The following is a 15,217-nucleotide window of genomic DNA, read 5'->3' on the forward strand; positions in this document are numbered from 1 at the left end:
CTCTTCGCTCACGTCGTCCGTCGCGTCCCCGCTCTTATAGCGGACAAACAAGTTCAAAGCACATAACCACAGCCCCATTCCAAGGGAAACTTTCTCCCTCCAGAGACAAGCAGAGAGCAACAGCCCTAATGCTTATCCCGAAGGGAGAGAGGTTCGAGGTTCATTCCATCGAAGGTTAATCTGGAGCGTAGCGTTGGTGATGACCAATGCGGCGAGGTGGCGTCCCGTGCCCTCGCCTTAAACTCCGCATCTCGATCGCAAGCGATCACGCGGTTACCCGGCCGGAGCCGGATGCCCAACCACCCGCTCGATATCCATCAACGGCGTGGTCGGAGAAGGTTGCCGTAAGGCAGTGCCTTCATCTTTTGGCGCGTTCGACAATCTGGTGATTGTCCGGTGCAACCCTACCAAGGCGTCCTATACAGGGGAGCGCTTGATCCGATATCCGTGCGCCTGCGGCTGGCTCATAGGTGGCGTCATGTTCCGCCACACCGTTCGTTCAAAGCCGCTATACTGCCGCGCAAGGCGCGCAACAGGGTCTCATCAACGAATGCATATAGCGGTCGCTTCGAGGTTTGCTCGATGTTTTTTCGCAACCCTCATCGAAAAAACTTCGCGAGAAAGTTGATGCGATTGCTATAATAGAGCCCGACACCGATAGCCGTGTGTCTCATCAGGGAAAGCCTCCGGTGTGCAACTCCACCGGGGGCTTTTCTCTTCATCGGCGGAGAACGCCTCCCGGTCGCATCTGCGTCCGAAATTCCTGCCCCACGATCGCGCGCACCTGATGCGTCACCTGCTCTGCAATATGCTGGGCAAGCTCCTGGTTCTGGGCCGGCGTGCCGTTGGAGACGCCGCCATGGACGTGAATGTCGCCCATCGTGACGCTGGCGCCTGACTGCCCGCTAACCAGGGGCGCCGCCGGCGAGCCGGCACCGACGAGCCCGCCGTCCGCAAATCGCGGAATGCGGTCGGCGTTGATCGCCTCTAGCACGGCGCGGTGCTTCGCTACGGCGGAGGCGCGCACCACGAATTCGCCATTGCTGAGCCGCGCCGGGATGCTGTCTGAGGTGCCCGTTCCTGGTCCGCTGATGTAGCCACCGTCCGCCTTGGCAACGGTCGCGGCGGTGACCAAGCCGCCGTCGCTAAAGCCGAACGTGCCGCTCAGCGAGCGCATGATCGGCTGCACAATCAGCATCTTGATCATGGCTTCCTCTAGGGCGCGCACGACGGCCCTGGACATATCGGCAAAGCCCGCCGACACGCTTTTGGTGCCGTCCAGGATGTCCGCGAGGCCGGAGGTCAGGCTGCTGCTCATGGTGCTGCCGATCGACCGCATGGCCTCATTGGTCCGCATGGCCGACGCCTCCACAGAATTTAGCGCCGTCCCTACGTCCGGATAAAGGCCCTTGAGCTGTTCGGCGATCTGCACGTCCTGGGGATCCAGCAAAGAGGTCTGCCGGCCGCGCCGGATCGACTGCGCCACGGTGGCCTCTTCGATGGCCTCGGTGGCCTTGCCATAGGCCTCGGTGACTTCCTGGATGCGCTGGCGCTGTTCGGCCGTTACGACGCCCTCCCCCTTCCCCGCCGCCGCATTTGCCTGCATGGCGACGACCTGGAGCTGGGCAGCGATCTTGTTTTTCTCACGCGCGGCGGTCGAGAGGTCCAGGCCGGCCGCTTCGGCCTGCAAGGCCGCCGTGCGCTTCTCGATGCTGTCGGCGGCCGTGTCGAGCTTGTCCACGTTGCCGCCGGTGCTGATCTTGGTCGGCGCCGGGCCGGTGCCGCGCGTCTGGCTAGGCGCCGGCGGACCATACTGCTCCCCGTTCGCCGTCAGCGCCGCGATCTCCTTTTGCAGGCGGTCGCGGTGGGCCTCCAGGTCGGCGCGCGTGCCACCGTAGACCTGCCCGATCCCGGGGATGGACAATGGTGGAAGCTCCACGCTGCCGAACAGGCCGCTACCGGTGCCGTTCAACCGCGCCTGCACCTGGGCGAGCGCGTCCCGCTTGGCGTCCAGGTCGGTCGCGCTTGCCGGCATGCCAGGGATGCGCGGAAGCTTGTTCGATAGCTCCGCGGCCTTGGCGATGTAGCCGATCACGTCGGCCCAGGCGGACTTGATGTCCATCATGACGCTGGCGAGGTCGTCCCAGGACGGCTTCAGCGCGGTCGAGAGGCGTTGATGGGCGATCTTGAGCTGGTCGTCGACTTCCTTCGCACGCTCGACCAGGGCGTTGCTGAAGATGCCGTCCGCGTTGGCGCTGGCCTCTCTGATTGTCTGCAACATGCTTTCAGCGCTGGTCTTGCCCTGTCGCATGCGATCAACGATGGCCGTGCCGAACATCTTCTCGCCTAGGTCAAGGCTCGCGGCATGCTGCCCGATCTGGTCGAGCTGGATCATGGCGGCGAGCACGGCCTTGATCTTGTCCTCTTGGGTCTGAGCATCCCGGAACAGGACCAAGCCTTGAAGCTGTTGGCCGGCGTCCTTGGCAAGCGTCTCATTGTAGACGCGCAAGGCCTTCTCAACGGCCGTGATCTTCTCTTCGCCGACCGTCCACTCGCCAATGTCGATCGGCGAGCGGTCCTTGGTCGCCTGGAATGCATGGTCGAGGGCAGATTCAAGCTCGCCGGCCTCTACCTTGAGCTTTCGGGCCTCGCTAGTGAAAGCCTGGAGGAACGCGGGCGATACGCCAAGGTTCTGGGCCTTGTCGGCGATATCGACCATTTGCTGCATCTGCTCGCGGGCGCCGCTGATCGCAGCCGTCATAAGCTTGTAGGCGCCGACCGCGATCGCGACCTTGCCGGCGAGATCAATGGCACCGCGCGCCATGGTCGCAAAGATCGCGTCCTTGGCGAGGTCTTTGTTCATGTCGAGGAACTGCTTTGCGATCTGGCGCGTCGCGGTGCCGGTCAAGCTTGAAGTCTGCCGGAGCTGTTCCTTCAGCTGGTCGAGGTTGACCGAGATCGGAATGCGGAGACTAGGCGCTGGCATTGTCGGCTCCTACAATCAACATGGCCAGAACCGTGCTAGCGACTGGCGCGCTGTGATTCAGCGGCTTATCGCGCACGTGGGCGTCAAGCAGCGCCTCAACGTCGCGCTCCGTCATGCCGCCGCCGATCAAGCCCAACTCGATGACGCGCTCTACATCTTCGGAGCTATAAATTTCACCTCCAAGGCGTGTGAGCAGAGCGTGCGGCGCGTGTCCGTTGATGCCGCGCCAAGCAATCACGCGCCTGACCCACGGATGCCCTAAGTCAAACGTATGGGTGCCGCCCGCCCATGTGATTTCGCGGCCGGTCGATTTAGTCATTCAGAACCTCACTCACTGCATCGTCGATTGCCTGCTGCATGTCGTCTCGCATGGCGTCATAGTTATTGAAAAAGAACGGGCGCGCCGGCTGATGGCTGGTCCCGAATTCAAAACCGAGCGCGTAATCGTATGGCTCGCCACTGCCGTCGCGGACTTCCTTGGTGGTCATATCGCCGCCGGCCTCAACGAAGTATTCCAGGTCATGGGCGCCGGCAGCGACCGTGCAGGACGCTTCCAAAGCGCCGGTCTCCGGTGACTGCTCAAGCGACCGCAACGCGGCGCGCTGAGCGTCGGAAAGCCGGAAAGCCTGCTCGCGCAGAACGTCGTCCAGATGCTCGGTGAGCTTGTCCGGCAACGAATTGAGGAAGTCGTCTAGATCGTCAGCCATGGGTCACCACGATAGAAGGTCAACAGCGTTCGGGAGGTCATATAGCGATCGGTGGCCTTCACCCGCAGCAGCGCGCGATACGGCCATCCAAGTTGCGGCCGCGCCGTCAATGCGATCGGTCGACTTGCTCTTGTGAATGATCCGGTTGTCATTTGCGTCTTTGTGGATGGCGACGTTCGCGAAGTTCCAGCGCAAGACCGGATGGCCGCCGTGCCGGAAGTTGCTGCCGATGATTGCCGCCTCAAGCGTGTTGAGCGCGGGCGATTGCGTCACCCATCCTTGCCGCATAGTGACGATACGTTCGCCGAATTCGTCGCTCAGCAACGCCATGACGGCTTGCGCATAGGCTACGTCAAAGCCGATCTCCTGGACCTGGAAGCGTTCTGCCAGCGATCGGATGTAATCCGCGACCGCAGCGTTATCGATGACGTTCCCGGGCGTCGCTGTGATAAAGCCGTCCTTTGCCCATGAGGCATAGTTCACGCCGTCGAGATCGCCGCGCTTGCGGACATCAGCCTCAGGGCAAAAGAAGTGCGGCAGCACGGTGTAGGTATCGCCGTCCCGGAAGCACGCGACGACGGCAGAGAGGTCGATCGTCTTGGACATATCGACGCCAACCCAGCACGGCGCACCGCGCAAGGCCTCATAGTCGATCGGCGCCGCGCCCTGGTCGTAAAGGTCCATTGCCACTAAGGGCGATGTCGAATGGTCAAGCCAGACGTTGAGCTTGTATTGCAATAGGCTGTCGCGCTCGGTAGGGCTGTCCTTCGCCCGCGCGATGTGACGCTGGTATCCCTTGATCGACGGATAGCCGTGCGCACTGCCGGGGTTAACCCGCCGCCACGCGTCCTCGCTGGCATAGTCCACATCGGCCGGTGACTCGAACAGGACCGGGAGCCACGTCGGGTCAACGATGTCGCCGCGCGCGATCTTGCGGGCGCGCTCAATCACTTCATGGGCGATGTTGTCCTGCCCCCGACCGGCGGTGGTGGCGACCACAAGCAAGCTGTTGTCGATCTTGTCCAGGCCGTTGGTGAGAACCTTCCAAAGATCAGCCCCGCGCCAGATATGGAGTTCGTCAGCCAGAACGAAAGCCGGCGTTCGGCCTTCCTTGCTCGGTGCATCAGCCGAGATGACTTCCAATTCGGTCCCGTCGCCGGGATAGGTGATCTTTTTCGCGCTGTTGAAGGCGTCATAAACCTTTGTCACCGGGACGAGATGCTTGGTATCCGCCTGAACGATGCCGCGCGCTTCCTTAAAGGCGATACCGGCTTGGCTGCGGTCACTGGCGGCAAAGATCACTTCGCCGCCGGAGACGCGTTCGGGGCCAATGGTATGGAGCAGCGCCAGGGCGGCGGATAGGCTGGTCTTACGGTTGCCGCGCGGGACCAGGATCACGACAACGGAGACAATCCGGTTCCCGGCAGCGTCGCGAGGCCCGTAGATCGCGCGCACGATACGTTCCTGCCACGGGTCGAGCTGGAATTGCTTCCGCGCGAGCGTTGACTTGGGATGCTTGAGCGACCGGAGAAAGCGCACGGCCCGATTGGCATGCCCGAAGGGGTCGGGAATGGGCGAGCCGTCGAAAATCCAGTGCGGATAAGTGTCAGACGATGCTGAGCGGGTTTTCATCATCATCCTGGTCGTTGTTGTCGCGGACAGCCGGCCGCGAGCGCGAAACTGGGGTAAGCCCTAGCTCAGCGGCAAGCTGGCGAGCCGTCACCATGGCCTTGTCCTGCATGCGGCAAAGCTTGGGATCGATGCCTGCGCGCAGGAGAATCTCCAGCTCGCGGATACGGCCGATAGCGATGCAGTAGCTTTCTAAGCATCCCAGATCGGCCGGCGTGAGGATGCGACGCTTGGCAAGCTCCGGCATGACGCGGCGCCATTCTGCCTTGGCGTGCTTGCTCAACCAGGATGGCGGCCGGGTCGAGGCATCGAGTGCGTTCGCATCAGCAGCAAGTTGTGGTTTTCGCCCGCGCATGCGTCAACCCCTCTCGACAGTGGGCGGGACGCGGGGCATCTTCGTGGAATGAATTACTTCCACCTCACTCCAATACGGCTTGCTCCCGGAAGCATCGTTCAACCCGGCAACTGGGGACGCATCATTCGCAAATACCAAAGCCCTAGCTCCAATCTGCAAACGTTCGGGAACGCATGGCTTATGGCGCGCGAGCTGATTTTCGAAAGCGTGCGAGCAGCGCAATTTTCGGCCAAACCGAGTCGGCTGGATGCTGCTTTTTGCTGCCTGGATGAGGCGAGCGCGAGGGCTTATCAGAACCAAGCTGACGGCGCCCAGATTCAAACGCTTCACGAAGTCGAGCTTGTAGACCCAACAAAGCCGACGCACCAAGCGCCGCTGCCGATGGTCGACTATCCTCCGCCAATGACACCCTTCATTGAGCAGACCACCCTTCGAGCCGTCCAATACTGGTCTGGCGACCCGAACGGCAATCAAGAGATCGTCACGCTTTCGCCATTGAGGGTGGTGCGGGCGCTTGATTAGACTGTTCACGGCCCAACCCTCTCGCAAGCAACGTCCATCCCAACGCGGCGGCCGATCTCGGTGATCTGCTTCACGTCATACTGATGGCCCTCATAGAGCAGCCGGTCATTGAGGCTGAGGCTGGCGAAGTAATACATGCGGAAGGTCAGCACGACGTTGGTGGTGTGCCCGCGCTCGCCCTCCCGATCGTCAGTGGCATTCTTGAGGAGCTGCGCCCGCATCGTGGCATAGGTGGTCCAGGTGTCGATCACGGTCCCGTAGAGGTCCAGGCCGGTGGTGCGGCGCTGGATTTCAATGATGCGGTCGAGGTTGCCGGCGCGCATGTCAATCCGCCTTCACAATCGCCGCGACCGTGACCACCCCGTGGCTGAACGAGCCGTGCGGGTCGCGGAGATACCGCGTTTGGGAAGCCTGCATGTCATGGACGGCGAAGCCGTCGATCCGCAGCACGCCATCCGCCTGGGCATCAATCCGCAGCGCCGCGACGATGGCGGAGACGGCTTCCTTGCATTGAACCAAGCCCGGTTCAGCAAACCACACATGAAGAGTGGCGTGGCTGGTCGCGTCCCAGCGCCGGAAGATGGTCTGGCCTTCGCCGATATAGACGGCCGGCATGATCTCCGGACGGCCATTGGCGTCCATCACATGGTCGGCCTGGACCAGGGTCATCAGTTCCGGGCTCGCGATGAGCCGCGATCGGATAGCCTTCTGGAGGGCGAGAGACGGGTCGGAAACGGTCATTTCAGAAGGCAAACGCGCGGTAAGGGGCCAACAAATCGAGGAAACCAAACGGCAGCGCCATTGCGGTGATGCCGACAAGGCTGGCCTCCCGGTTCTGATAGAGGTGCGCCGTCAATTGCAGCACCGCCTCCCGGATCGGCGCGGGTGTGGTGTCCGCGTCCGGATCGCCGGCGGTGTAGGCCGAAACCCACGCCTTTGCCGCCGCCAGCTTGTCGGTAAGCAGCGCGTCGTCAGCGTCCAGGGTGACGTTCAGGTGGGCCTTGGCTTGGTCCAGGGTGATGCCGGGCATAGTTGAAAAAACTCCAATTAGACGCTCTCTTGCGTGACCCGGGGGCACCGGTCGCGGACGATTTCTTGGGACTTTTGACCCACCCCCGGGGTAGTAGCGGCGTTGCGGTGGGCTTCGTCGCGCTGTGCGGCCAAGTGCTGATCGAGGCCATGGCGAAGCTCAGCCATCTGCTCTTCCATCTGGCGAACGAACGAGCGCACCGAGCGTGTCATCTGCCGATGTGCCGCGTGCATATCGCGCTGCCAGTCACTGAGCGTCGGCAACTCATGGGCAAGCGACGGTGCGAGCGCCGGCTTGGGCCTGCGACCTTGCTTGCCTACTGGCGTCGTCAAAGCCTCTTCAGCGGACCAGCCCAGATTAAGCCGCTTTGTGATTGTGTCGGAGCTGATGCCGGTGAGCTTTGCCCACTCGCATACAGGGCGAGACATACCGTTGAATTCGATCAGGCGCATGGGTCTACTTGGACCTTTCGAGACGTTGTTTGGTGCTGTTGTGATGATGGGTGCAGAGCGGCTGCCAATTGCCCTTGTCCCAGAACAAGGCGCGGTCGCCTCGGTGCGGCTTGATGTGATCGACCACGACGGCAGGCTTGCCGCACATGGCGCAATCAGGGTGCTTGTCTAGAAAGGCGCGGCGGGCCTTTGACCACTTGCTGTCATAGCCGCGATCGTTGGCGTTGGGTCGGCGCCTGTCGGCTTCCCTGCGGCGCTGGTTTTGGCACACACAGCGAGCGTCGCCGGCAACGATGCGCCCGCATGCGCACACTCGACCACATTTGTAGGGCATCAGCGCGGCCTCACATGGTTGGTGAGATCGCCGATGGCGTTGAGGTCGGCCTTGGAGGGCGGTTCGGTGCCGGCCTGATCGTCCTTGCCGCTGCCGAAGACCGCCTTGAGCATGTCGAGGCGGCCGGCGTGAGCGTTCATGATTTCAGCGGGCGTTGCATTCCAGGTGTCCGCGGCGGTCCAGCCGAGCCAGCCCGTTCCGATCTGATAAAGCTTGGTGAAGTATTCATCGAACGCCATCGGCTTGCCGGACGACTTCTCGCCGGAAGTGTCTGCACCGCTTAAGATCAGGACGAATTTGAGAAGCTGTTTACGCGCGCCCAGGATGGTGCCGATCGACGCAACCGGCATCGCATCGCTGGTCGCCGCAATCAGGTCCATGATGGCGGTGAAGCTGCCGTCATCAATGGCTTGGTATAGCTCCGCAAAGCCATACTTCTGATGAAGGTGAAATGCGGCCCGCAGCGAAGGCTTCAAGTCGAATGACTTGTCGCCAACCTGGAGAGCAAAAGTATTCGCTGCGAGCCGCATGTTCGTTATGCCGTTGCCTTGAGGACGACGACGGCTTCCGGCAGAATCGGCTTGCCACCGACGCGGCGCCGGGCGCGCAGCTTCACGATGCCGTTGTCGGCACCGGTGAAGTCGTCGCGCATCACAGCGACGCCGACCCGATCGACGATCTGGTATGCGCTGGCGTAGTCACCGAAGACGACCGGATAGGTCTCGGCGCCCGGCGAAGCGGTGCTCAGGATGCCGTCCATGTCGGGCGCTTCGAAGATCGGGCGGCCCAAGAGCGTGGCGGGCGTGCCGTTGGCGAGGCTGTCGGACCACATGCTGCGGCGGAGTGGCGAAACGTCGGCGAGCTGGCGAATGAAGCCCATGGTGGAGCGCTTCATCATCCATGCGCCGACGTTCGCGTATTCGCCCGGCAGCGCGTAGAACAGATTGATCAGCTTTTCCAGGAAGTCGGAACCGTCCTGGTCGGCGACGATTTGGGTGTAATCGGCCGGCGTATGCAGCAAACCAGTGGGCTTGCCGTTGCCGTCGCCGACAACGAAAGCGCTTGCTTCCGCCTTGCCGAATTTCTTGGTGATCCAGCGCTGCAACAGACTGGCGAGATCGACGGCGCTATCCTCCAGGAGCTGCACCGACACCGGAAGCGTCGCTGCATACTCAAAGGTCTTGATGTTCGCCTGATCGAAAGCGGGTTCAGCCGACGGACGTGGACCGGTTTCCGTGACCCAGCCGCCATCGGTGCCGGAGGTCAAAATCGGAATGTAGGTCTCGGTGGTGCCAATCGACATGACATTGGCGAGCGAGCGCAGGGGCGAGAACTGGGTCAAGCCCTCGATGACGCGGGTTGAATAGTCGGGTGCGACCACGAAGCCGCCGGCCGTGGTGGTGCCGAGGTTCAGCGTCTTCTTTTCGACGTCGTCGAGCGACTGCAAGCCGCCGCGGAGGAAGCTGTTCAGTGCCTTCGTTTCGACCTGGGGCTCATTGTCGTTCGCCGCCGACTTATTGCCGGGCCGATTGATCTTGGCCTCGATTCGGTCCAGCCGCTCAGTGAGCCTGTTGTCATTGGCCGCCTTCGTTTCGAGGGTCGTCCTCAGGTCCGCCAACTGCTTGGCGACGTCGGCAATCGGATCGTCCGCGTCACCGGTATCTTTGAATTCGAGTGCATGCGCAGTCTTCATTTGGTCGTCTAGCTCCTAGGATTTAAGCGATGCCGTGAATCGCTTGATGAGGTCGGCCACGGCACGCGCCGCGTCGTCGGATTTCGTGCCGGTAATCCGGGCGCGAGAATGGGCGGGGTCGCGGACCAAGCTGATTTCAGCGAGGTCGAGCGCGTCGATAATGCGTCCCCGGGCTTGCTTGCGTGAGGCCTTGGTCCGGAAGCCGATCGAAAGGCCGGTGACCAAGCCGGTCTTGAGCATCGCGCGAATGGAACGCGCGCGCGGCTGGTCGAGGTGAAGCTGGCCCTTAACGGTGAGGCCCTCGTCAGTTTCCTTCACTTCGTTCCAGGTGCCGACTAGGTCGTCAGGCCGGTGCTGATACAGAATGGGCAGGTCGGGCAAGATCGTCCCAAAAGCGCCCTTCGTGATCAGATCGCCGTAGCTGTCGGGGCCGGCGTTGAACGGCCAAGCGATGCCGGTGATCTCACCTTCATCGTTAACGCTGAGCGTTGCTTTGACTTCAAGGCGGTCCATTGCGCTCACGAGCGGTTTGCCTTGAAAGACAGTAATGGAGAGGTCGCGCCATCAAGACTGACCCGGATCAGGCAAGGGGGAAGTTCAAAGTTGCCTTCACCGCTTGCGGTAAAGGTCACGTAGTTGTCGCCGCTGCGATCAACGTCAATCCAGACCACGCCATTGTTTGGCGATTGCTGAAGCTTGGCGGTGCCTCCGCCGAACGTTCCCCATGCAGCAAATGAACCACGGCCTCCCGCCCAGAAGATCGGCGGTGTGGTGCCGTTGGCTGTGAGAGTAGCTTTCATTTCCGTTGGTCCTCATGAGGGTTGCCGAGGAGCGTCCGCTCCAAAATTCGAGCCGCGAGCTCGTAGGGTTCGATCAGGGGGCGGCCGTCCACGTAGGCCACGATCAGTTCATGGGCGCGCTTGGGCGTGGTGCCGCCGCCGATGAGCGCGAGCCGGATGGTCTCGGTTACGTCTGCCTGGGTGAAGTTGCTGCGCGAGAACAGCCGATTGGCGATCATGCCGATGCCGGAGCCGCACTTGGCTTCAAGCTCGCCGATCTGTGCCGGCGTGAGCCTGAACGAGTGCTCGCCGTCGCCGAAGAACGTGGTGTAAGAGGTCATGGTCATTGTCCGAACGCGGTCTCAATTGAGCCGGCGTTGTCGGCATAGACGCTGATGTCTTCCACGTCGGACCAGACTTCGACTGGGGTCGAGCCGACCATTACCTCGCCGTAGATCAGCGGGATTGCATCGCCTTGCCGGCCGGAGTTGCCGATGTTGCCGCCGTTCACGCTGAGCGCATTCGAGGCCTGCGTTTCTTGGCCGGCGGGCTTGGTGAGCAGCGTTGATGCGCCAGACAGTGCGAGGCCAAGGCCGATCGCAGCGACGGTGCCGTAAGTGGTGCCGGATAGAATGCCAGAAGCCGCAAGCGGCGTCGCGAGAACGCCTCCGGACAGGAAGATGGCGCTGCCGACCAGGGCAGCACCGAGCACGACCTTCGTGGTGCCCTTCGCCGTCTGGCTCGTGGCAGCGCCCTTGGCGCGCGGAATGATGTGAAGATCAGCATGTCCGAGATTGAAGCCGTTGACCAATTCAAGATCGAGCTTCATTCCGTTGCGCCGGTCACCCCGGACGACTTCGTAATAGCCCTCCTGGAGCGCCTGAACGAATCGACCGGGGAAAGCGCAGTTGAGCGCGCGAAGCGCTTCACCGGCCGTGGCAACGTCAAAGCGATGGGATTTGCCGAAGTCTTTGCCGAGCTTGCCGTGTAGGTGAACCAAACGCATCGTCATGCGGCTTCCTCCTGATTGTCATTGGCGCCGCCGGAATTGAGCGCGCCACCGGCATGTGCGGATGATGTGTTGAAGTTCTCGAATACGTCGCCACCCTCATAGGCCGGCAATCCGAAACCGATCTGTCGGGCTTCGTTCGGATTGAGGATGCGCGCGGAGACGGTTGCGCTCAGAGCCTGGGCGCGCGCGAGCAGATCGGCGCGGGCGAAGCCGTCGATGTTGAATTCGATGGCATACTGGTCGCGCTCTTCGGGCGTCAGGAGCTTCAACTCAAGCTCTTGCTCAAAGGACTTCAGCCGGGGCAACAGAGCTTGCGAGAGGAATTCTTGGCCGATCGATTCAATGCTGCGAGGTTGAGCGCGATCGACCTGCATCAGCATGTGCAGCGGGACACGATACAATCGCGCGATCTCAGCGACCGCATAGGTCCGCATTTCGAGGAATTGGCTATCGACGCTGTTGAAAGTCAGCGGCTGCCAAGCTGCATCGGTGGGCAGCACTGCGGTGCCGCCGGCCTTGTCGCCGCCCTGCGATGCCTGCCATGCGGCCTTTGCGTTCGTCAGGGTCGCTTCCGTTACCGTGCCCTTGAGACTCAGCACACCGGACGGGCGCGCGGCGTTACCGAAGAGGCGCGAAGCGTGGCGCTCCAGGACCAGGGCAAGCGCGATGGCGTTGCGGCCTTCGCCGACGAGGCCCTTACGAGCATCGTATGCCGGCGTCGGAATATGGATCAGGTCCGCGCCGTCGATCTCGCGACCGTTGAGCTTGTAAGCAGGCTCCAGGTCACTGGTATCAACCGCCACGGATTGGGTTTGCGGATCCAGTCGGATCAGTTCTGCGGGCTTGCCACCATCAACGCGATTGATCAGCGCGAAGCTGCCGTGCGGCTGCAACAACGCGTCGGCCATCAGCTGGGTGCGAAACAGCGCTGCCGGCGCCCAGCTATTCGGCGCATCATGCAGGAGCTTATAGAGCGGGTGGTCGGTGGCCTTCTCTTTGCCGCCGTCCGGAAGCTTCTTGTAAACGTGAAGGGGGAGCGAGCCGGCCGCCTCGGAGATCGAGCGGACTGCGCACGCGACAGGCGCGCAAGTCATGGCGCTGTGCGGGGTCACAACCACGCCGGCCAGGGTCGGAGTCGCGCCGAACAGATCGAAATAATAGCCGCTGCCGTCAGCGAGGCTGGGCGCGACTTTAATCTCGATACCGAGAAGCGATTTGAGGCGGGAAGCGATAGACAAAAGGACACACAACAGAGGCTGGCCCGCTGGTTAGGCGAGCAGTGGAAGGGCTTCTCTGTTTGTGCATTTGTTTCGAGGCGAGCCTCGATAACGCAACTATATTACGCATTACAATTGCGGCGAAAATGAGTCGCGGTTACAGGCAATGGTAGCGAAAAGCGGTTACGAGAGGCACCGTTTTCGAACCACCTAACCGCGCTTAAGTAGCTGATATTGTTATGAAAACACCGATATGGCTGGGGAACCTGGATTCGAACCAAGACAAACAGAGTCAGAGTCTGTTGTGCTACCGTTACACCATTCCCCAACGGAATAGTCGAACAAATTCAATGTCTTACTGATTTGTCCGACTGTGGCCGGAAGCGCGTTTGGCGCAAATCACGGCTCAGGCGTGGCAGCGTTCTAACCGCTCGCCTCTGGACTGGCAAGCGCTACGGTGCACGGGTCTGTTGACCTTCGGGAGGACCGGAAACGCCCTAGTCCGGCGCGAGGGTGGCGAGGCCGGCCTCGATGATCGTGATCTCCTCGCTGACCTGCGCGATGGCCTGCTTCGGATCGACGCCGGTGACCGAGACCAGCTGCCGCAGGAGATCCTGCCGGTGCGCCAGGATGTCGTGAAGCGCATCGCGGTCGTTCAGCCGCACATAGCCTTCGACGATCAATTCAAGGGAACGGGACATCGTACTCTCAAGACGCGGGTTACTGTTTAGGCCCTGAAAATATAGCGATCGCCGCCTTCGATGTGAGCGCGATGTCGCGTCAACCTTGACCGGTAAGGCTAACGGCCCGGGCGCGAAACGGCGGCGCGCCCGGATGGAGGCCTAAAGCATGATCCGGAAAAGTGCGCAGCGGTTTTCCGAAAAGATCATGCGCAAACAACAAGCTAAAGCGCGATGACGATTCATCCTGATCTCATCGCGCTTTAGTTCGGGCGTCCGATGTTGACGACGATCTCGCCCCTGCCGTGCGCGATCATGACCTGGCCGTATTCGTCCTGCGGCGGGCTTTCCTCGTAGCGCAGCGGGATCGTGGTGATCCCCTCCAGCGCTTCGCCGCTCGGCTGCTGCGCGCTCACGTCGAGGATCAGGATCTTCGGATTGATGCCCTGCGGCGAGCGCTTGGTGAGGCGGGCCTGCCAGCCGTTGGTCGGCACCCTGACGTCGCCGACCATGACCAGCTTGGGCGGTGCACCCGGCGCACGGTCGATCCAGGCCTTGAAGGTGTTTCTCAGCAGGACAGTCATGACGCGTCCCTCCTATGCCAAGTTGCGCGATCCTTCGGTCACGGGCGCAACATAGGCGGGCGAGGCGAAGCGGAACGTGAACGGCCCGTGAATTGAATATGACCTCCTGACACCGCGAGGTGGGGCCGCCTGCCGACCGTGCTCGCCTCTCTCCGCGGCACATCCGACCGGCGGATCGCGGCTCGCCGCTCCCGAACAGGATCAATTCCCGCTGGAATCACGTTGAAGGGATTGGGATTTCCGCCCCGCCCGATCTCCCTCGTCCCTAGTCCATCTTGATGTTCGCGGCCTCGATCACCTTCTTCCAGCGCTCGGTCTCGGCGGCGATGTAGGCCTTGAAGGGCCCGGAATCCACCGCGACCGCGGTCGCGCCGAGCTCGGCCATCTTCTGCACCGTCTCCGGCTGCTGCATGAAGGCGCGGATCTCGGCGGAGAGCTTTTCGACGATCGGCTTCGGCGTGCCGGCGGGGACGAAGAAGCCATGCCAGGCGACGGCCTCGAAGCCGGGCAGGAATTCGGCGACCGTCGGCACTTGCGGATCGAAATCGGCGCGCTTGGGCGTTGCGGTCGCAAGCATCGCGAGCTGGCCGGTCTTCACCTGCGGCAGCAGCAGCGGCACATTGTCGAAGGCAAGATCGATCTGACCACTGAGCACGTCCGTCAACATCTGGCTCGAGCCCTTGTAGGGCACGTGCACCATCTTGGTGCCGGTCATCTGCTGGAACAGCTCGGCGGCGAGATGCTGCGAGGTGCCGACGCCCGCCGATCCGAAAGAAACCTTGTCCGGGTTCGCCTTGAGGTAGGCAATCAGCTCCGGCACGGTGCGCGCCTTGATCTTGTTGGGATTGACCACGAGGACGTTGGGCACGACGCTGATCTGCGCGACCGGCGTCAGATCCTTGTCCGGCTGGTAGCTCAGCTTCGGCCCGTAGAGCGACGGATTGATCGCGAGCGCGGAGGTGCTCGCAAGGCCGAGCGTGATGCCGTCGGGCGCCGATTTCGCCAGCCGCGTCACGCCGAGGATCGAGCCGGCGCCGCCGACATTCTCGACCACGAACGGCTTGCCGAGCTTCACCTGCAGATGGTTGGACACCATGCGCGCGAAGATGTCGGCGGTGCCGCCCGCGGCGAAGGGGACGATCACCGTCACCTGCTTGGACGGATAGCCGTCCTGCGCCTTCACCGGGGACACCGCCAGCAGCACTGCCGACACAAGACCAAGCCACATCGATCGCAT

The 15,217-nt window shown here is 62.0% G+C and carries 22 protein-coding genes and 1 tRNA gene; 2 read left to right on the plus strand and 21 right to left on the minus strand.

Going from position 1 to position 15,217, the window contains the following annotated elements; translation table 11 throughout:
* Positions 1-718: 718 nt before the first annotated feature.
* A complete protein-coding gene (locus QA642_RS29650; protein ID WP_283080004.1) occupies positions 719-2,395 on the minus strand; it encodes a hypothetical protein in 1,677 nt (558 codons plus the stop codon).
* On the opposite strand from QA642_RS29650, the gene QA642_RS29655 reads away from it, so the two are divergent.
* Positions 2,366-2,914, plus strand: coding sequence for a hypothetical protein (locus tag QA642_RS29655; protein ID WP_283080005.1), 549 nt, complete (start codon positions 2,366-2,368; stop codon positions 2,912-2,914). The genes QA642_RS29650 and QA642_RS29655 overlap by 30 nt on opposite strands.
* A gap of 58 nt (positions 2,915-2,972) precedes the next feature.
* On the opposite strand, the gene QA642_RS29660 is transcribed toward QA642_RS29655, so the two are convergent.
* The 4 genes from QA642_RS29660 to QA642_RS29675 are packed head-to-tail and all read right to left on the minus strand — an operon-like array spanning position 2,973 to position 5,677.
* Positions 2,973-3,305 (minus strand): gene transfer agent family protein, encoded by a 333-nt coding sequence (locus tag QA642_RS29660; RefSeq protein ID WP_283080006.1) that lies wholly within the window; start codon positions 3,303-3,305, stop codon positions 2,973-2,975.
* Positions 3,298-3,693 (minus strand): hypothetical protein, encoded by a 396-nt coding sequence (locus QA642_RS29665; RefSeq protein WP_283080007.1) that lies wholly within the window; start codon positions 3,691-3,693, stop codon positions 3,298-3,300. Before QA642_RS29665 ends, QA642_RS29660 begins: the two co-directional genes overlap by 8 nt.
* A 3-nt stretch (positions 3,694-3,696) precedes the next feature.
* Positions 3,697-5,331, minus strand: coding sequence for a terminase TerL endonuclease subunit (locus tag QA642_RS29670; RefSeq protein WP_349253801.1), 1,635 nt, complete (start codon positions 5,329-5,331; stop codon positions 3,697-3,699).
* Positions 5,300-5,677 (minus strand): phage terminase small subunit P27 family, encoded by a 378-nt coding sequence (locus QA642_RS29675; RefSeq protein ID WP_283080008.1) that lies wholly within the window; start codon positions 5,675-5,677, stop codon positions 5,300-5,302. Before QA642_RS29675 ends, QA642_RS29670 begins: the two co-directional genes overlap by 32 nt.
* Positions 5,678-5,725: 48 nt before the next feature.
* Here QA642_RS29675 and QA642_RS29680 point away from each other — a divergent pair, with 48 nt between their 5' ends.
* A complete protein-coding gene (locus tag QA642_RS29680; protein WP_283080009.1) occupies positions 5,726-6,199 on the plus strand; it encodes a hypothetical protein in 474 nt (157 codons plus the stop codon).
* Positions 6,200-6,204: 5 nt separating this feature from the next.
* Here QA642_RS29680 and QA642_RS29685 read toward each other — a convergent pair whose 3' ends face one another.
* The 16 genes from QA642_RS29685 to QA642_RS29760 all read right to left on the minus strand — a co-directional run bounded on the left by QA642_RS29685 (position 6,205) and on the right by QA642_RS29760 (position 15,217).
* Positions 6,205-6,522 (minus strand): head-tail adaptor protein, encoded by a 318-nt coding sequence (locus tag QA642_RS29685; protein ID WP_283080010.1) that lies wholly within the window; start codon positions 6,520-6,522, stop codon positions 6,205-6,207.
* A 1-nt stretch (position 6,523) separates the two neighbouring features.
* Positions 6,524-6,940, minus strand: coding sequence for a DUF3168 domain-containing protein (locus QA642_RS29690; RefSeq protein ID WP_283080011.1), 417 nt, complete (start codon positions 6,938-6,940; stop codon positions 6,524-6,526).
* Between the two features lies 1 nt (position 6,941).
* Positions 6,942-7,229 (minus strand): head-tail connector protein, encoded by a 288-nt coding sequence (locus QA642_RS29695; protein ID WP_283080012.1) that lies wholly within the window; start codon positions 7,227-7,229, stop codon positions 6,942-6,944.
* Positions 7,230-7,246: 17 nt separating this feature from the next.
* Positions 7,247-7,681, minus strand: coding sequence for a hypothetical protein (locus QA642_RS29700; RefSeq protein WP_283080013.1), 435 nt, complete (start codon positions 7,679-7,681; stop codon positions 7,247-7,249).
* Positions 7,682-7,685: 4 nt separating this feature from the next.
* A complete protein-coding gene (locus QA642_RS46605) occupies positions 7,686-7,829 on the minus strand; it encodes an HNH endonuclease signature motif containing protein (protein ID WP_349253802.1) in 144 nt (47 codons plus the stop codon).
* Positions 7,830-8,014: 185 nt separating this feature from the next.
* On the minus strand, positions 8,015-8,545 hold the full coding sequence (locus QA642_RS29710; protein WP_283080015.1) for a hypothetical protein: 531 nt from the start codon (positions 8,543-8,545) through the stop codon (positions 8,015-8,017).
* Positions 8,546-8,550: 5 nt separating this feature from the next.
* Positions 8,551-9,708, minus strand: coding sequence for a phage major capsid protein (locus QA642_RS29715; protein ID WP_283080016.1), 1,158 nt, complete (start codon positions 9,706-9,708; stop codon positions 8,551-8,553).
* 15 nt (positions 9,709-9,723) lie between these two features.
* Positions 9,724-10,221, minus strand: a complete 498-nt coding sequence (locus tag QA642_RS29720; protein ID WP_283080017.1) for an HK97 family phage prohead protease — start codon at positions 10,219-10,221, stop codon at positions 9,724-9,726.
* Between the two features lie 5 nt (positions 10,222-10,226).
* Positions 10,227-10,508 carry a hypothetical protein gene (locus tag QA642_RS29725; RefSeq protein WP_283080018.1) on the minus strand — a complete coding sequence of 94 codons (282 nt, stop codon included), beginning with the start codon at positions 10,506-10,508 and terminating at the stop codon, positions 10,227-10,229.
* Positions 10,505-10,828: a gene transfer agent family protein gene (locus QA642_RS29730; RefSeq protein WP_283080019.1), complete on the minus strand. Its 324-nt coding sequence runs from the start codon at positions 10,826-10,828 to the stop codon at positions 10,505-10,507. The genes QA642_RS29725 and QA642_RS29730 overlap by 4 nt, the downstream gene beginning before the upstream one ends.
* Before the next feature lie 2 nt (positions 10,829-10,830).
* Positions 10,831-11,499 carry a hypothetical protein gene (locus QA642_RS29735; RefSeq protein WP_283080020.1) on the minus strand — a complete coding sequence of 223 codons (669 nt, stop codon included), beginning with the start codon at positions 11,497-11,499 and terminating at the stop codon, positions 10,831-10,833.
* Positions 11,496-12,737, minus strand: coding sequence for a phage portal protein (locus QA642_RS29740; protein ID WP_283080021.1), 1,242 nt, complete (start codon positions 12,735-12,737; stop codon positions 11,496-11,498). Before QA642_RS29740 ends, QA642_RS29735 begins: the two co-directional genes overlap by 4 nt.
* Positions 12,738-12,970: 233 nt before the next feature.
* Positions 12,971-13,044: transfer RNA gene (locus QA642_RS29745), tRNA-Gln, on the minus strand.
* Between the two features lie 169 nt (positions 13,045-13,213).
* Positions 13,214-13,417: a hypothetical protein gene (locus QA642_RS29750; RefSeq protein ID WP_027557371.1), complete on the minus strand. Its 204-nt coding sequence runs from the start codon at positions 13,415-13,417 to the stop codon at positions 13,214-13,216.
* A 242-nt stretch (positions 13,418-13,659) separates the two neighbouring features.
* Positions 13,660-13,980: a hypothetical protein gene (locus QA642_RS29755; protein WP_092216497.1), complete on the minus strand. Its 321-nt coding sequence runs from the start codon at positions 13,978-13,980 to the stop codon at positions 13,660-13,662.
* A 265-nt stretch (positions 13,981-14,245) separates the two neighbouring features.
* The gene (locus QA642_RS29760) at positions 14,246-15,217 is read right to left on the minus strand and encodes a tripartite tricarboxylate transporter substrate binding protein (RefSeq protein WP_283080022.1); all 972 of its coding nucleotides are present in this window, start codon (positions 15,215-15,217) and stop codon (positions 14,246-14,248) included.

The organism is Bradyrhizobium sp. CB2312 (assembly GCF_029714425.1).
Lineage (GTDB): Bacteria > Pseudomonadota > Alphaproteobacteria > Rhizobiales > Xanthobacteraceae > Bradyrhizobium.

Excerpts from the sequence above, each read along its gene's own strand:
- QA642_RS29665 (WP_283080007.1), bottom strand. The coding sequence starts at position 3,693 with ATGGCTGACGATCTAGACGACTTCCTCAATTCGTTGCCGGACAAGCTC.
- QA642_RS29725 (WP_283080018.1), bottom strand. The coding sequence starts at position 10,508 with ATGAAAGCTACTCTCACAGCCAACGGCACCACACCGCCGATCTTCTGG.
- QA642_RS29695 (WP_283080012.1), bottom strand. The coding sequence starts at position 7,229 with ATGCCCGGCATCACCCTGGACCAAGCCAAGGCCCACCTGAACGTCACC.
- QA642_RS29680 (WP_283080009.1), top strand. The coding sequence starts at position 5,726 with ATGAATTACTTCCACCTCACTCCAATACGGCTTGCTCCCGGAAGCATC.
- QA642_RS29760 (WP_283080022.1), bottom strand. The coding sequence starts at position 15,217 with ATGCGATCGATGTGGCTTGGTCTTGTGTCGGCAGTGCTGCTGGCGGTG.
- QA642_RS29650 (WP_283080004.1), bottom strand. The coding sequence starts at position 2,395 with ATGATCCAGCTCGACCAGATCGGGCAGCATGCCGCGAGCCTTGACCTA.
- QA642_RS29685 (WP_283080010.1), bottom strand. The coding sequence starts at position 6,522 with ATGCGCGCCGGCAACCTCGACCGCATCATTGAAATCCAGCGCCGCACC.
- QA642_RS29700 (WP_283080013.1), bottom strand. The coding sequence starts at position 7,681 with ATGCGCCTGATCGAATTCAACGGTATGTCTCGCCCTGTATGCGAGTGG.
- QA642_RS29730 (WP_283080019.1), bottom strand. The coding sequence starts at position 10,828 with ATGACCTCTTACACCACGTTCTTCGGCGACGGCGAGCACTCGTTCAGG.
- QA642_RS46605 (WP_349253802.1), bottom strand. The coding sequence starts at position 7,829 with ATGTGCGGCAAGCCTGCCGTCGTGGTCGATCACATCAAGCCGCACCGA.
- QA642_RS29710 (WP_283080015.1), bottom strand. The coding sequence starts at position 8,545 with ATGCGGCTCGCAGCGAATACTTTTGCTCTCCAGGTTGGCGACAAGTCA.
- QA642_RS29735 (WP_283080020.1), bottom strand. The coding sequence starts at position 11,499 with ATGACGATGCGTTTGGTTCACCTACACGGCAAGCTCGGCAAAGACTTC.
- QA642_RS29675 (WP_283080008.1), bottom strand. The coding sequence starts at position 5,677 with ATGCGCGGGCGAAAACCACAACTTGCTGCTGATGCGAACGCACTCGAT.
- QA642_RS29670 (WP_349253801.1), bottom strand. The coding sequence starts at position 5,331 with ATGATGATGAAAACCCGCTCAGCATCGTCTGACACTTATCCGCACTGG.
- QA642_RS29655 (WP_283080005.1), top strand. The coding sequence starts at position 2,366 with ATGCTGCCCGATCTGGTCGAGCTGGATCATGGCGGCGAGCACGGCCTT.
- QA642_RS29750 (WP_027557371.1), bottom strand. The coding sequence starts at position 13,417 with ATGTCCCGTTCCCTTGAATTGATCGTCGAAGGCTATGTGCGGCTGAAC.
- QA642_RS29720 (WP_283080017.1), bottom strand. The coding sequence starts at position 10,221 with ATGGACCGCCTTGAAGTCAAAGCAACGCTCAGCGTTAACGATGAAGGT.
- QA642_RS29715 (WP_283080016.1), bottom strand. The coding sequence starts at position 9,708 with ATGAAGACTGCGCATGCACTCGAATTCAAAGATACCGGTGACGCGGAC.
- QA642_RS29690 (WP_283080011.1), bottom strand. The coding sequence starts at position 6,940 with ATGACCGTTTCCGACCCGTCTCTCGCCCTCCAGAAGGCTATCCGATCG.
- QA642_RS29755 (WP_092216497.1), bottom strand. The coding sequence starts at position 13,980 with ATGACTGTCCTGCTGAGAAACACCTTCAAGGCCTGGATCGACCGTGCG.
- QA642_RS29660 (WP_283080006.1), bottom strand. The coding sequence starts at position 3,305 with ATGACTAAATCGACCGGCCGCGAAATCACATGGGCGGGCGGCACCCAT.